Source organism: Terrimonas ginsenosidimutans (assembly GCF_022012415.1).
Classification (GTDB): Bacteria; Bacteroidota; Bacteroidia; order Chitinophagales; family Chitinophagaceae; genus Terrimonas_A; species Terrimonas_A ginsenosidimutans.
Genome location: NZ_JAKLTR010000022.1, coordinates 1 through 15,573, shown reverse-complemented (window position 1 = coordinate 15,573; position 15,573 = coordinate 1). Strand labels below are relative to the sequence as shown.

The 15,573-nt window shown below is 46.4% G+C and carries 9 protein-coding genes; all 9 read right to left on the bottom strand.

The genetic code is table 11. The features are described 5' to 3' along the window. Positions 1 to 20: 20 nt before the first annotated feature. Positions 21 to 2,021 carry a DUF2264 domain-containing protein gene (locus tag LZZ85_RS24610; RefSeq protein WP_237876273.1) on the bottom strand — a complete coding sequence of 667 codons (2,001 nt, stop codon included), beginning with the start codon at positions 2,019 to 2,021 and terminating at the stop codon, positions 21 to 23. A gap of 81 nt (positions 2,022 to 2,102) precedes the next feature. Continuing rightward, a complete protein-coding gene (locus tag LZZ85_RS24605) occupies positions 2,103 to 2,963 on the bottom strand; it encodes a glycoside hydrolase family 16 protein (protein ID WP_237876272.1) in 861 nt (286 codons plus the stop codon). A gap of 359 nt (positions 2,964 to 3,322) precedes the next feature. Beyond that, positions 3,323 to 7,450 (bottom strand): hybrid sensor histidine kinase/response regulator transcription factor, encoded by a 4,128-nt coding sequence (locus tag LZZ85_RS24600; RefSeq protein WP_237876271.1) that lies wholly within the window; start codon positions 7,448 to 7,450, stop codon positions 3,323 to 3,325. 249 nt (positions 7,451 to 7,699) lie between these two features. Then, positions 7,700 to 9,244, bottom strand: coding sequence for an alpha-N-arabinofuranosidase (locus LZZ85_RS24595; protein WP_237876270.1), 1,545 nt, complete (start codon positions 9,242 to 9,244; stop codon positions 7,700 to 7,702). Between the two features lie 183 nt (positions 9,245 to 9,427). Further along, a complete protein-coding gene (locus tag LZZ85_RS24590; protein ID WP_237876268.1) occupies positions 9,428 to 10,138 on the bottom strand; it encodes an NUDIX hydrolase in 711 nt (236 codons plus the stop codon). Positions 10,139 to 10,255: 117 nt separating this feature from the next. Continuing rightward, on the bottom strand, positions 10,256 to 11,752 hold the full coding sequence (araA, locus tag LZZ85_RS24585; RefSeq protein ID WP_255724276.1) for an L-arabinose isomerase: 1,497 nt from the start codon (positions 11,750 to 11,752) through the stop codon (positions 10,256 to 10,258). Between the two features lie 69 nt (positions 11,753 to 11,821). After that, complete coding sequence (araD, locus tag LZZ85_RS24580) at positions 11,822 to 12,520, bottom strand: L-ribulose-5-phosphate 4-epimerase AraD (RefSeq protein ID WP_237876267.1); 699 nt, start codon at positions 12,518 to 12,520, stop codon at positions 11,822 to 11,824. A gap of 41 nt (positions 12,521 to 12,561) precedes the next feature. Continuing rightward, positions 12,562 to 14,262, bottom strand: a complete 1,701-nt coding sequence (locus LZZ85_RS24575) for a ribulokinase (protein ID WP_237876266.1) — start codon at positions 14,260 to 14,262, stop codon at positions 12,562 to 12,564. Positions 14,263 to 14,524: 262 nt separating this feature from the next. Continuing rightward, positions 14,525 to 15,355: an alpha/beta hydrolase gene (locus LZZ85_RS24570; RefSeq protein ID WP_237876264.1), complete on the bottom strand. Its 831-nt coding sequence runs from the start codon at positions 15,353 to 15,355 to the stop codon at positions 14,525 to 14,527. Positions 15,356 to 15,573: the final 218 nt, after the last annotated feature.

The following is a 15,573-nucleotide window of genomic DNA, read 5'->3' as shown; positions in this document are numbered from 1 at the left end:
ATGACGCTCGTCTATTTTGTTCAGTAGGAGATTTCGATCTTCCTTTTATTGGTTAACACAATATCTATCTTATCTGCATTTCCGGATACTTTGAACGTTTTTACAGGGAGCAATTCCTGGTCAGTAAATTTCTGTCCCGATCTTTTCCATAGTAACAATGTAGCAAAGATTTTTGGCGTACCACTTGTCGTTGTAACACTTGCATTGATGACCTTACTTTGGTCCGCTTGCGGATGAATGCCAGTCGCAGCAATCGCTTTCATTTCCTGCCAGCCCGATAAATTGACCATTGCCAATTGATATATGCCATTATCAATGATCTGTACATCATGTCCGTTTACCTTTCGTTTTGATTCTTTGATAAGACCCTTCAATTGAGGCAATGCATAATGCCCCAAACGCATTTCAACGGCATCGCTGCTGTTATTTCTGTCTACACGCAGGATCCCGTTAGGAAGCGGCACATCGGCGAGATTGAATTTCACATTTTCGTTTGTCTCCAGCACTACATCCCTGTAATAGACGCCACGCTCAAATTTCCTGAAATCATACAGGCGGAATGGCTCCCACTCATCTTTACTGTTATGAATGATATAATTCATTGCAACAACACCATTCACACTGTCTGCCTGCCAGGGAAATGCGCTGTTATAGGAAAGGCGGTTATAGTTTTCGCTGGCGCGAAACGGTTCATTGGCTTTGATCGCTTTCACCTTACACCATGCACGGATCTCAGAAGCACCGATCGCCGGGTAATCCGTGATCAGGATACGCGAACTATCCTGGAAACGGTTATACACTTCCGTTCTCTTCATTTTATCTCTCCAGTCACCCTCATTCTCAGTGGCCGTCCAGAACGGGTTATCCTCGGGGATCAGCAATGCCAGGAACGCTTTACCCATCCAGAACACACTCCCACGGCAACTGTATGGTTGTACTGCCGGCTCAAAAGAACCATAGAACCCAAGTGTCGGGATACTGTCTTTCATCAACCCCGGTGATTCCAGGAACTGCAGCATCACTCCTGATGCGATCCTTCTCATCCAGCCATAGTTAACTCCTGTATCCTTTACCATTCCCATCAATGGAAAAGGAATGGCGGAAGCAAAACGATAAGGCATGCTCCTCCCCCACATGATCATTTCGCCATTGCGGCTGAACAGGTAGGGATAATTATTTTTTACATCGCGAAAGTTAGCTTCAAACTTGTCCGCATATTCAGGGTAATATTTTCTCCCGAAGAACTCGGACCAGACAGGGCCATACATCTGGAATGCCCACATGCTGTAGTAATCGTATGCCGGCGCATCATTGTACCAACCATTTCCGCGGTAATGCGCCAGTGATTTATCAAGATATTCAACCAACAGTTTTTCATTCACCGTATATCCCTTGCTTTTGAAAAAACTAAGGACAAAAATGTTAAAGAACTTCCAGTTGGAACCAACCGTAGGGCCATCACCATAGCTGATCATGGTTGCTGCCAGCGCATCTTTCTTTTCCTTTGCCAACGGTTCCCAGAGAATGTCCGGGGCAACAAAAAGTGAAACTGCCAATGCTCCGAATTCGACGAGGATCTGGCTTGGACCACCGTTCTTTCCGCGCTTACGAATGTAAGAGGGGCTCGTGGAGTCTACCAGTAATCCGATCTGATACATGTAATAATCCGCTACCTTAATACCATTCACCGTAAGTGATGGATCTTCCCGTAAAAGCGGAGCAGCAATGAACAATGTACGGCAAAGACCTTCCAGTTTCTCCGTAGGCACCTGTCCCGGGTTACGCGGGTATGATTTGCCCGGTTCTTTCGGAAACTTCATCGGATCATCCTCCTGATGAATATAACTAAAAGCCCCCGCGAGCAGATACTTCGCGGCATCTTTCCAATGCTGACGGGTCATACCCGTGTAAGGGCTCAAGGCACGATCCGGATTACTCAGGCTGAATACCTCTTGCGCAAATGCAGAATACCCACTCATCAGCAATATCACAATCCCTGTTATCTTCAAATATTTTAACATCACCATTGTTTTTAATACACGAATGAGCACAAATGGCCGCGAATGTTCGCGAATATTCGCGGCCCATTCGCGTTATTCGCGTTATTCGCGTTTTTGATATACCCGAACATAATCCACTTCAAATTTCTGAGGAAATACAGTGCCTTGATGATCTCCGCCGTTCATTCCACCCATTGCCAGGTCAAGCAACATGTAATGGGGTTGTTTGAACGGATGAAACCCTGATCCATCTTTGTTCACCAGCTTATCCATCGTCACTTTGTTCAGTAATTGATCGTCGATGTAAAGCGCGATGAATTCTTCCGTCCAGTCCATGCGCCAGGTATGGAACTGATCCGCCCATTTTTTTCCGCCGAGTGAATCCGTGCTGAATGTATTGCTGTACCACTCCGTTTTCCTGTTCTCTCCACGAAGGGCGATATTAGCGAGCAGTTTACCGCGATAGTATTCCATGATGTCTATTTCACCGTTGGCGGGCCAGGGTTTGTCAACACCAAGTGTCCACCACGCCGGCCACATGCCTTTGCTGATATCGATCTTTGCGCGAAGTTCAAATCTTCCGTATTGCCAGCTTTTTTTTCCGCGGGTGATCATGCAGGCGGAAGTGTATTCAATGTCTTTTCGTTTTTTCCGCCAGTCTTTGCTGCCTTCTTCGTAGCGCGGGTTGGGTTTGGTTTCCTTTCTGGCTTCGAGGACCAGCAGGCCGTTCTTGATGTATGCATTCTCCTCCTGGTACCATTGGAGTTCTTCGTTGCGGACAAATCCTTTTTCGTAACCCCAGTTGGTCGTGTCCGGTTTACCGTTCTTATTGAATTCGTCTGACCAGACGAGATGGTAGCCGCCGGGAGTGGTGGTGGGCACTTTCGACTGGGTTTTGCATCCGGGCATTATCAGGCAGATAATGGCACAGGCTGTTGCGGTTACAAATGGCAAGCGATTCATTGCGTGTGTTTAGTGATCAGCAAAATACGACGCTGGTAAAAGGACAAACAGGGGTAAAATGAGATAATGGAGGGGACGTTTTGAGCCCCTGCTAAATCTCCCCTTGAGGCTAATCGTTACCCAAACTTTCGGAGGGGTTGAAGAATTTACTGTTTCGTACTGAAGCTCACGATTTCAATCCAATGTCGTTTGGTTAGCAGCCCCGAAGTAACGCGGCGGACGCGGCGATACGCGGAGAGCGCGACGAAAATACAAGATTTTCCACGGCTGTTTTCGCTGCGTCCGCCGCGTATCACCGCGTCCGCCGCGTTACTTCTACGCCAGGCAAACCTTAAAAAATCTCCCCCGAAGGGCGAGATTTAAAGGGCGCCTCCCTTCCCCTTTTCCTTTGCCACTTTCTCGCTCAGCGAATAATTCTTCCCGAACACTTTCCTGTATTTCTCAATATACTCTGATGGATTTACCCCGAACGTCTTATGAAACTGCTCTCTGAAATACTTCACATCCTTGATCCCTACATAAAACGCCGTTTCATTCACATTGTAATTTGTATTAATAAAAAGTTCAGCCGCCTTCCTCAACCGGATGTATCGGATGAAGGCATTTGCCGTTTGACCAGACACTGCCTTGATCTTTTTATACAATTTCGAATGACTCATCCCGATGGCCGTTGCAAACTGCTGGATATTGAAATCTTCATTATCTATATTCTGCTCTACGATCGCAATACATTGCTCCAGGAATTCCTTATACTCCGCCGAGATCTTCAGCGAATTCTCCTGGTGTGTGATCTCATTGTAGAAATACTTCTGTAGGTTCTCACGGCTTTTCATCAAACTGGCCACCCGCGCCTGCAGCAGATCTTTCTCGAACGGCTTCGTGATATAATCATCCGCACCACCTTCAACTCCTTTGAGCTTGGAATCCGTGGAGTAACTTCCCGTCAGCAGGATCACCGGAATATGATTCAGCGATGGCGTCTGCTTGATGGTTTTACAAAGTTCAATCCCGCTCATCTGCCCCATCACCACATCACTGATGATCATATCCGGCAAATATTTTCTGGCAAGCAACAGTCCATCTTCCGCACTGGAAGCTTCATGTACGATGAACTGATTTTTAAAGATACCGGAGACATAGGTCCGCATCTGTTCGTTGTCATCGATCACCAGCAAAGAGGGCTGATCCGTGATCATCGATCCCAGGCCCGCCGCTTCTTTGCCCGCTGAACTTTCTGTCTCAACAATCGGCTCTTCCTCTGCTAATTCCGGTAATATGACAGGATCCGGCATAACAGCATCATTTATGTCCATATCCGCAAAATGTTGTTTTCCTTTTAAAAGAGTCACCCTGAAGCTGGTTCCTTTACCCGGAGCTGATTCAAAACTGATCGTACCTTTATGGCTCTCCACCGTATGCTTCACCAGGTAAAGACCAATGCCAAACCCAGGCTTTACCGGAGTTGTTTTATCTTTCACCTGGTAGAATTTTTCAAACAAGCGTTTCTGCGATTCCAGCGGCATGCCTACTCCGTTATCTGTTACAAATGCCTCGATGGTATCAGAATGTTCGATAACACGTAACACCACCGTTCCTCCTTCCTGCGTATACTTCACAGCATTAGATAAAAGATTGTAAAAAATGATCTCCATCTTTTCCCTGTCGGCATAGATCTCCAGTTCCCGGTTTTCACACTCATACAAATAATGAATATGCTTTGCCTTCGCCTGCTGAATAAAACACAGGTAAACTTCGTTGCAAAGGTTATGGAGGTTCAGCTTTCCTACACGCAGCTGATCCGCGTCATCTTCTGCTTTACGGAAAAGAAGAAGCTGATCAACAAGGCTCAATAATCTTCGCGCATTGCGGTAAACTATATTCAGCTCAGCATGTTCTTCCTTCGATGAATCATTCTTCTTTAAAATATCCCTGATAGGGTTGATGATCAATGTAAGCGGGGTACGGAATTCATGAGACACGTTTGTAAAGAACGTCTGCCGTTTCTCATTGATCTCTTTTTCTTTTTCTGAGTTAAGATTCGCCAAACGGATCTCATATCTCAATTTTGCCTGGCGGTTCTTATAACGGAAATAGACAACGACCAGCGCACCGGCGCCAAGTATATAAACCAGATAAGCCCATATGGTTCTGTACCACGGCGGTAGCACCACAACAGACAGGCTCGTCTCTTCATTATTCCAGATCCCTTCGGCATTCGTCGACTTGATCCGCAGTTTATAGCTTCCTTCACTGATATTGTTGTAATTGATGGTGCGGATACCACCGGTGTAGTTCCATCCCTTGTCCCAACCTTCAAGGAAGTAAGAATACCTGATCTTTTCGGAAGACGTGTATTCAAGCGCTGTAAACGTAAAGCTTAATACCGCCTGGTTGTAGGGCACTTCCAGTGTCTGGATACTGCCATCCTTCGCAGGAGAAATGTATTCAGAAATATCAGAAAGTCCCTTGTTGTTGACCCGTATATCCGTAAAGAAGACCGGTGGCATATAGTTCCTCGGCAATACATTTTTCGGATCAAAGATGTTAAAGCCGGCGATGCCTCCAAACAGCAATTCTCCTGAAGATAACCTCAATGCCGCATTGTACGAGAACTGGTTGCTTTGCAAGCCATCACTCTGATAGAAGTTTTTGAATTGTCCGCTTGATGGATCAAATCTCGATAATCCATTGAATGTACTCAGCCATAGTCTCCCGTCTCCGTCTTCCAGGATATTCAGTACAGAGTTATTACAAAGCCCTTCCGCATCCGAATATTTCGCTTTGATCTTTCCCTGCTGTTTGTCAAATAAGATCAGCCCGCCTCCTTCTGTACCTACCCAGAAGCGCTTATGGCTGTCTTCAAAAATGGACCGGATAGGTTTGCCGAACTCATACACCTGGTGTTGCTTCCCTTTCTTATCGATCTTTACAAGCTGATAAGAATTACCGCCCCAAAGATTACCGTCTCGGTCTTCTTTCAATGCGATCAGGTCATTCAACTGCTGATCAAATACTTCAAACCGGTTTTGTACCCTGTTGAACAGATACACTTTGCCTACACCAAATGTTGTTGCCCAGATATCATGCTGCTGATCTTCATATACCAGCCAGGCGTTTTTATTTTCAGCACCCGTTGCCGTATTGATACAGGGATAATGATCAAACTTTCCACTCCGTTTATTATACCGGCTCACACCTCCACCAAATGTGGCGACCCAGATCTGCCCTTCATGATCCTGCGTAATGCTGCTGATCGAGTTGTTACTCAGCGAACCTGCATTACCTGCAATATGTTTGAAATGCTGAAACTTCCCATCCGCCCTGTTCCACTTACTCATACCGCCTCCATCCGTTCCAATCCAGATATTCTTTTCGGTATCTTCAAAAAAAGACGAAACGAAATTATTAATGAGACTGTTTGCCGAAAGAGGATCATGCGTATACGTTTGAAAACGGCTTTTTTGCCAGTCGACAATATTTACGCCGCCCTTGATCGTACCGATCCAGACCCGGTTCTCCCGGTCAGCATGAATGGCAAATACAGATTCACTGGAAAGATCACTCCTGTTTTCACCAGGCAGGAGGTATTGCATAGCGGATCTGTCTGCGGGAAGAATGCTGATGCCACCGCCTTCGGTACCGATCCAAAGATTCTGGTTTGTATCGAAACTCATCCCCGCGACACGGTTCGAACTCAGTCCTCCCTGTTGCTCGTTATAATGATGCAGCAGTGTTTTTCCATCCTGTGCAAACTCATATACACCTGAGTTTGATCCGATCCAGATATGCCCCAGCTTATCGGTTGCTATGCGCTGACCAGTTCTGACAAAATTGTTCACTACCCGGATCGTATCTCTTTTCGGGTCATATTCACATAGACCAGCTTCCAGTATGAACAACCACACACGCTGCTGGCTGTCCACCGCTACGCTTTGAACATTGTAGCCGGTCTCCATTTTGCCATTGATACTAAAGGGGACCTGCGTGGCCGATGTCTCACCTGTTTTCTTAACGAGTAACCCCCAGCCATTTGTACCGATAAACAGATTGCCCGACGGGTCAGAGTCCATCCAGTTCACATTTGCAGAGATCTTCTGCATTTGCCGTCCCGGGTAGCGTTTAAGGTATGCGGTAGAAAATGTGTTATCAGAACTGTTGTACTTTGTCAACCCCTGCCCTGTCCCTATCCATAGATTATTATTCCTGTCTTCATGGATAGCATAGATATAGTTATGCGGAAGCGAGGCTGTATCATTCAGTTTATTCCGGAATACTTTGAAATTGTATCCGTCATAACGGTTCAATCCATCATAAGTGCCAAACCAGATAAACCCGCGGTGATCCTGGAAAATGCATCGCACGGAATTATTGGAAAGGCCTTGTGCAATAGACAACCTGGCAAGGGCCGGTTTGTCCGTTGCTGGCTGCTGTGCCCAGGCAGTAATGGGCAAGAGCAGAAAGAGTAGTCGTTGAATAGATGACTTCATTAGCAGTTCAAGCAGTTGGGGCAATCGTAAATTGTTTCGTTGATCAGGGATCGATTGAAAGAGCTGATTGGCATAAAAGTATCGCAATGAACTCAAAGCCCCGCTTCGGGCGCAAAGACATCACCGGGCAACAGAAATTTCATTGCGTTCTCTGCGGTGCTTTGCGTTCATTACGATACTTCTACGCCAGTTGATTAATCAGGTCTTTCAATCGAATCGCCAGGGCCAGCTATCGAAAAATTTTACTCTTTATTTCAATTCCAGCATCACGATCGACTGGGCCGGCATTTCAATCACCAGTTGATCTCCCTGTTTCTTCGCACCATTGAAAGCTACGTTCTTTATTTTGTTCGGCTCATCAAAACTATTCACATCCGTCAGTTTTGCTGCAGTAAGCACCTGGCCGGTTACACTGCCGAACTTAACACCCGCCAGAGATGTACTGATCGTCAGTTTATTCTTAGGATCAATATTTACCAGCGTCAGGTGTACTTTTCCAGTAGAGTCTTTTGATGCGGAAATATTCAAGGCTGGCAGTTTTTTATTCCCGGAAGTATAATCGGGACTGCTGAAGGAGACCGGCAGCAGTTTCGCATCCTGGTGCACTTTGAACAGATCGAATACATGGTACGTCGGCGTCAGGATCATTTTTTCTTTTTGAGTAAGCACCAATGCCTGCAATACGTTCACCGTTTGAGCAAGATTGGCCATCTTTACACGGTCAGCGTGATTGTTGAAAATATTGAGCGTGGTTGCTGCGATCAAAGCATCGCGCAAACTGTTCTGCTGATATAGAAATCCAGGGTTGGTTCCGGGTTCCACATCTGTCCAGATCCCCCATTCGTCCACAACAAGTGCAACATTTTTATCCGCATCGTATCGGTCCATAATGGCGGAATGCCTTGTTACCAGCTCTTCCATCTGCAAACAGTTGCGCATGGTATTGAAATACTCCTGTTCATCAAATGCAGTAGCCGAACCTTTCTTACCCCAGTTGCCGGTTGGCAATGTGTAATGATGCAGGGTCAATCCCCACATCTGGCGGCCAACTTTTTTCATCAGCACTTCCGTCCAGTTGTAGTCATTGCCATTTGATCCGCTGGCAATCTTTTTCAGTCTTGTTCCTGCATAGTCGCGTGCATAGGTTGCATAGCGCTTGTATTCATCCGCATAATAGTCGGGCGTCATATTACCGCCGCATCCCCAGCTTTCATTGCCTACTCCCCAGAAAGTGACCTTCCACGGCGTCTCACGGCCATTCTGCTTGCGGAGGTTGGACATTGGGCTGATGCCATCAAAGTTCAGGTATTCCACCCATTTCGCCATTTCTTCAACGGTACCGCTGCCCACGTTTGCCGAGACATAGGGTTCTGTATTCAGCAGGTTGCAAAGCTCAAGGAATTCATGCGTGCCAAAGCTGTTATCTTCCGTCACACCACCCCAGTTTGTATTCACCATCGTTGGCCGCTGATTCCGCGGGCCGATCCCGTCACGCCAGTGATATTCATCGGCAAAACATCCGCCCGGCCAGCGAAGATTCGGGATCTGGATCTTCTTCAGCGCCTCAACAATATCCAGGCGGATCCGGTCCTTCTTCGGCACATTCAATGAATCACTCACCCAGAAGCCATCATAGATACAACGCCCAAGATGCTCCGAAAAATGACCGTAGATATGACGGCTGATCGTGTGTTTGGGATTAACACCGTTTACAGACAGCGTAACGGCAGTTTGGGAATGACCAACCAGCAATGACGCTGGAACGGCCAGTAACGTGGCAAGCAGTTTTTTCATATAAAACAGTTTAGTCAACACAAGCAAGGGTGTAAAAAGTTTAATGGTTTAAAAGTTTAATAGTTTAAGGTTTAAGGTTTAAGATTTAAGATTTAAACTATTAAAAATACACAAGCCTAAAGAACTATTAAACTATTAAACTTTTAAACTATTAAACTATTAAACTTTTAAACTATTAAACTATTAAACTTTTAAACTTTTAAACTTCCCTCCTACAAAGTTTGTAAACGCATTGAAGTTGGCATGATACTTCTTCTCGTTTACGCGGTAATAGAATGCACCCTTCTTTGAACTCAGTTTATCTTTTATGTTCAGCTTTGTCAGCATTTGAGTCGACAGGATCTTCCTGCTGAAATTTCCTTTATCAAAGCTGGTATTATAAACGCACTCATACAGGTTTTGCAACTGTGGCAAAGTGAATTTTTCCGGCAGCAATTCAAACAGTAGCGGATGAAGTGCTGCTTTATAGCGAAGTTTCTCTTTCGCCAGTTCAACCATTTCGTTATGATCAAAGATCAGGCTTGGTTCATGATTGATCGGAAACCAGGCCGGGTGATAATCTTCACTCAACTGCTGCCGGTACTGTTGTATATCCACTAAAGCGAAGTATGCAACAGATACCGTCCTGTCTTCCTGGTCCCTGTCCGGCTGACTGAATGTATGTAATTGCTCCATATACAAGCCATCCAGACCTGTCAGATTCTTCAACGCCCTTCTCGCAGCTTCTTCCGACGTTTCACCTTGCTGTACAAAACCACCAACCAAACTCCACTGCCCCCTGCATGGCTCAAATCCCCGCTGGATCACCAGCAGTTTCAACTCAGCCCCATCAAACCCAAAGATGATGCAGTCGATGGCGAGCAGGAAGCGGGGTTGTGTGGTATAATGCTTCATACTAATTAAAAAGTCAAAAGTAAAAATTAAAAAAAGCGCTGTATCGAGATGAATATTCCATCGTTTTTGATCATTTTTTTAATTTTTACTTTTGAATTTTTAATTCTCACGCATCTCCTATTTATTAAGCTGATAATACACTTCACTCCATCTCAGTTCATTTTTCAGCTGAGACAGTTTTGTGTCTTTACCGATCAGTACACACTCTATGTTCGCCATGTCTGCAAAATCTTCGAGGTGTTCTGATGTAAGGTTCTGGCTGTAACAGGTATGGTGAGCGCCACCGGCGAGGATCCATGCGGCACAACCTGTTTTCATGTCGGGATAAGGCTTCCAGAGTACGCGAGCTACTGGCAATTTGGGAAGTGTTTCGGTTGTCTTCACTGCTTCCACTTCATTTACCAGTAAGCGGAACCTGTTGCCCATATCAATGATAGAAGCATTCAGTGCGGCGCCAGCGCCGGAGTTGAATACCAGACGGACTGGGTCCGCTTTGCCGCCGATCCCCAGGGGATGCACTTCACACGATGGTTTACCATCTGCAATGCTCTCGCAGATCTCCAGCATATGCGATCCCAGTACCATTTGATTGGCCGGATCGAAATGATAGGTATAGTCTTCCATAAAGGAATTACCCCCGGGCAGTCCGCTACCCATTACTTTCATCGCGCGGACGAGTGCAGACGTTTTCCAGTCGCCTTCGCCTGCAAAACCGTAACCGGCTTTCATCATGCGCTGCGCGGCAATACCTGGCAATTGGATCATGCCATGAAGATCCTCGAATGTATCAGAGAATCCTTTGAAGTTTCCCGCTTCCAGGAATTGCTTCAGACCGAGTTCTATTCTTGCTGCATCAACCAGTGACTGGCGGCCTTCACCACCTTTAAGTAAGGATTTGGAAAGCGTATAGCTGTCTTCGTATTCCTGGATCAGTTTATCTACTGATGCGTCGCCCACTTCATTGATCACTTTTACGAGATCACCGATACCGTGTGTGTTCACAGAATAACCGAATTTGTATTCTGCTTCTACTTTGTCGCCATCGGTTACTGCAACATAGCGCATGTTGTCACCGAAGCGTACAAACTTTGCGCCCTGCCAGTCGTGCCAGCCTGCTGCGGCCCGTGTCCATGCATCGATGCTTTTCAGTGTTTCTTCATCCTGCCAGTGGCCAACCACTACTTTGCGGTTGCGGCGCAGCCTGCTGACGATAAATCCAAACTCACGGTCTCCATGCGCGCTCTGATTGAGGTTCATGAAGTCCATATCGATCTCATTCCAGGGAATATCGCGGTTGAATTGCGTATGCAGGTGCAGTAAAGGTTTCTGAAGAATTTTCAGGCCATTGATCCACATTTTCGCCGGAGAGAAAGTATGCATCCAGGTGATCACGCCAATTACATTCTTTTCTGCATTGGCTTCCATGATCACCTGATAGATCTCTTCAGGAGTTTTAACAGTCGGTTTAAATACAACTTCAACCGGGATCAGTGAAGCTGCATTGAGAGATTTAACGATCGTCTGAGAGTGATCCGCTACCTGCTTCAATGTTTCTTCGCCATATAAATGCTGACTACCTGTGATAAACCAAACGGCCAGTTTTTTCAGTTCCATGATATATCTTTTAAATCTTTTGTTTATTGAATTGTCTGCCGGTACGCCGGCAAACGGTTAATGCATTGCTTATTGCCCATAATAGCTATTAGGGCCGTGCTTACGCTCAAAATGTTTTTTGATCAGTGAATCTTTTAATCTTGCGGCATCCGCTTTTACTGATTCGGTTATATGAGCCATTTTAGCAACAGCTTCCAGTACGGCGCTATTATAAACGGCTTTATGTGCAGTAGATCCCCAGGTGAATGGCGCATGGCTGCCCACAAGGATCATTTCAATTTCTTCGTAACTGAGCTTACGTTCTTTCAGCGCATTCATGATCTGAAATCCTGTTTGATATTCATAATCACCTTCGATCATCTTATCATCCATGGGAGGTGCGCAGGGAATATCGACCGTATTATGATCAGCGTGCGTGGTGCCATAGATAGGAATATCACGAAGGCTTTGCGCCCAGGCTGTTGCATAAGTGGAATGCGTATGAACGATGCCTCCTATTTTCTCCCAGTGCTTGTATAGTACAGCATGAGTGAGTGTATCTGATGATGGGCGAAGTTTGCCTTCAACCGTTTTCCCATCAAAATCTACGATCACCATTTTCTCCGGACTTAACTGTTCGTAGGGAACGCCGCTTGGTTTGATCGCAAATACTCCTTTACTTCTGTCTGCCGCGCTTACATTTCCAAAGGTGAACAGCACCAACCCGAGTTGAGGTAGTTGCATATTCGCTTCATAAGCCTGGATCTTTATATGCTCGTATGGATTCATAGCTGTGGTAAATATTGATTCGTCTGTTGATTAATTATTGATCAGGCCTGGGCAACCAGTTCCTGGTGAAGTGACATGGTTTCAGTCTCTATCTGGCTTCCCAGCGCGATGTATCGCTGGTAGCGTTTTGCATAGACTTCGATCTTTTCTGGCTCAGGGAAATATTCCATATCGAATCCTCTTCCCATGGCCGCCATGGCCTCTTCAACCTTTGGATAAATGCCCGCTGCGGTTGCCGCAAACATCGCTGCTCCTGCCGCGCAGGTCTGCTCACTGCGGTGGATACGGATCGGCATATTCATCACATTCGCCATCATCTGCATGATATAGGGAGATTTCCTGGCAACGCCACCCATACCGATCAACCCTTTTACATCGATGCCTTCGCTGACGAAACGGTCAACAATTCTTTTGGCGCCGAAGCAGGTCGCTTCTGCGATCGCCCGAAAAATGCGCGGAGCATCGGTGCCAAGGCTGAGGCCCAGTACAGCACCTTCCAGCAACTGGTTGGCATCAGGTGTTCTTCTGCCATTGAACCAGTCGATCGCGATCTCACTGTATTCATCAACAGGAATTAAAGCTGCTGCTTTGGATAATTCAGGGATAATGGCAGCAATGCTTTCTTCGAGCAATGCCGCTTTTGTTTTATCATCTATTAAAGAAGACTTCGACAGCGTTTGCTGTAAAGGCCAGGTGAGAATATTCTTGAACCAGGCATAAGCGTCACCGAAAGCGGATTGTCCTGCTTCCATACCAAGCATGCCGGGAATCACCGATCCGGGCACCTGTCCGCAGATCCCGCGTACCAGTTGATCACCTACTTCATCCAATGGAGCAACAAGGATATCACAGGTAGACGTTCCCATGATTTTACTGAGATGATACGGTTCGATCTGTCCGCCGACAGCACCCATATGTGCATCGAATGCGCCAATGCCTATCACAGTAGTGGCAGGAAGACCCAAACGTTCTGCCCAGTCTTTCGAAATGGTGCCAGCCTGCTGATCGCAGGTATATGTTTTTGTGAATAAACGTGCGGTGAATCCTTTCAGCACAGGATCAAGACTGCTGAAGAAATCGTCCGGTGGTAATCCGCCGAAATCCGCGGCCCATAAGGCTTTGTGGCCCGCAGAACATACGCCGCGTTTGAGTTCGTCCGCTTTATTTCCTCCGGTAAGAAGGAATGGGATCCAGTCACAATGCTCCACCAGCGAATAAGCCGACTCACGGACCGCCGCATCTTCACGAAGCACGTGCAGCAGCTTTGCCCAGAACCATTCAGAGGAATAAATACCACCCACGAATTGCAGATAGTTCGTATCGAACTTTGCCGCATGTGCATTGATCTCTGCAGCTTCCTGAACGGCTGTATGATCTTTCCAGAGAACGAACATTGCATTCGGATTGCGGCTGAAAGCTGGCAGTAATGCCAGCGGTGTTCCGGCTTTGTCTACCAGAACAGGGGTTGACCCCGTAGTATCCACCGAGATGGCTTTTACGTTCGCGGCAACCTCCGGTCCAACCTGCGCCAGACATTGCGTGATAGTATGCTCCAGCCCTTCCACGTAATCTAAAGGATGCTGCCTGAACTGGTTCAGTTCGGCATTGCAATACAGCTGCTCTTTCCAACGGGGATAATAAAAAGTTGACGATGCGGTCTCTTCACCATTAGAGGTATCTACGAGTATTGTACGAACGGAGTCGGTACCATAGTCCACTCCCAGTACGTATTGTTTTGTCATGTTTGCAAGCGATTTCGGTACGAATATATTATTAATTGTAGATTTTACAATTAAAAAAGCTTACAATTCTTTTCCGGCGGGAAATCAGGCTGTCTGAGGATGAGAATTGCCTGCGATCTTATGAGTGTTGGCTGGCGTAGGGGTAACGCAGAGAGCGCAAAGGACCGCAATGGGCGCAAAGAATCCAGTTTAAAAAGCTGATTTCATTGCGTTCTCCGCGGTCCTCTGCGCTCTCTGCATTACTCCTACACCAGTCTGTCCTTTAACGCACGAAGTAGTTATGCATATACAACAGCTGAAACCCTACCGCATTGTTCCAGTATACCCAGTTATGCGCCCCCGGACGGGTAATATAATCATGCGGAATATTGCGTTGCAGCAGCTCCCGGTGAAGGCTTTCATTCACCTTAAAAAAGAAGTCTTCTGTTCCGCAATCGACAATAATGGAGAGAGCATTCGGAGTTAGAAGATGCAGCATATTGATCACTGTATTCTTTTCCCAGTTATCAGGTTTATCGGCATATTTTCCCAGGCGGTCTGCCATGTTCCAGTTATTGGGGAATGGACGGATATCAACACCGCCGCTCATGCTGCCCGCTGCGCCGAATACATCCTGGTGGCGGAAAGCAAGATAGAGTGCTCCATGCCCGCCCATGCTCAGACCCGAGATGGCCCTGCCTTTAGGACTCCTGATGGTCTTATATTTACCGTCTATCCATTCAACCAGTTCTTTTGAAACATATGTCTCATATTTATAGGAAGGATCAACCGGACTGTCCCAGTACCAGCTATTATTGCCATCCGGACAAACGATCATCAGTTGGTACTGATCAACGGCTTTTTGAATATCCTTTACGCGCGACCAGTCTGAGTAGCGGCCACCATGACCATGTAACAGGTATACTACCGGAAGTTCTTTCGCATTTGCATAATTATCCGGAGTGATGACCACTGCTTTGATGTTCTTTTTCATCGAAGCGCTGTATGTCTGCACGGTGTCTACGATCGCAGCAGATGCATGAAAGACACTAAGCAATACAGTAATAAGAAGCAGGGCAGATTTGCGGGAAAGGAACTTCATCTTTGATAACATGTTTTTAACAGGTATGAGACGGAAAGTTAAACAATAAAGTTGTCTCTGAAAAGAAGATGGCGTAATGACTGGCGCATTGATGTGCTTTATTCCATCTGACAAAACCTTATCTGCCTTGCGTAAGGCCCCCTCTAAATCTTCCACGAAGGGCTAATCGTGTACCCATGAGTATTTGAATGGCGTAAAGGAACGCGGCGGACGCGGCGATACGCGACGTA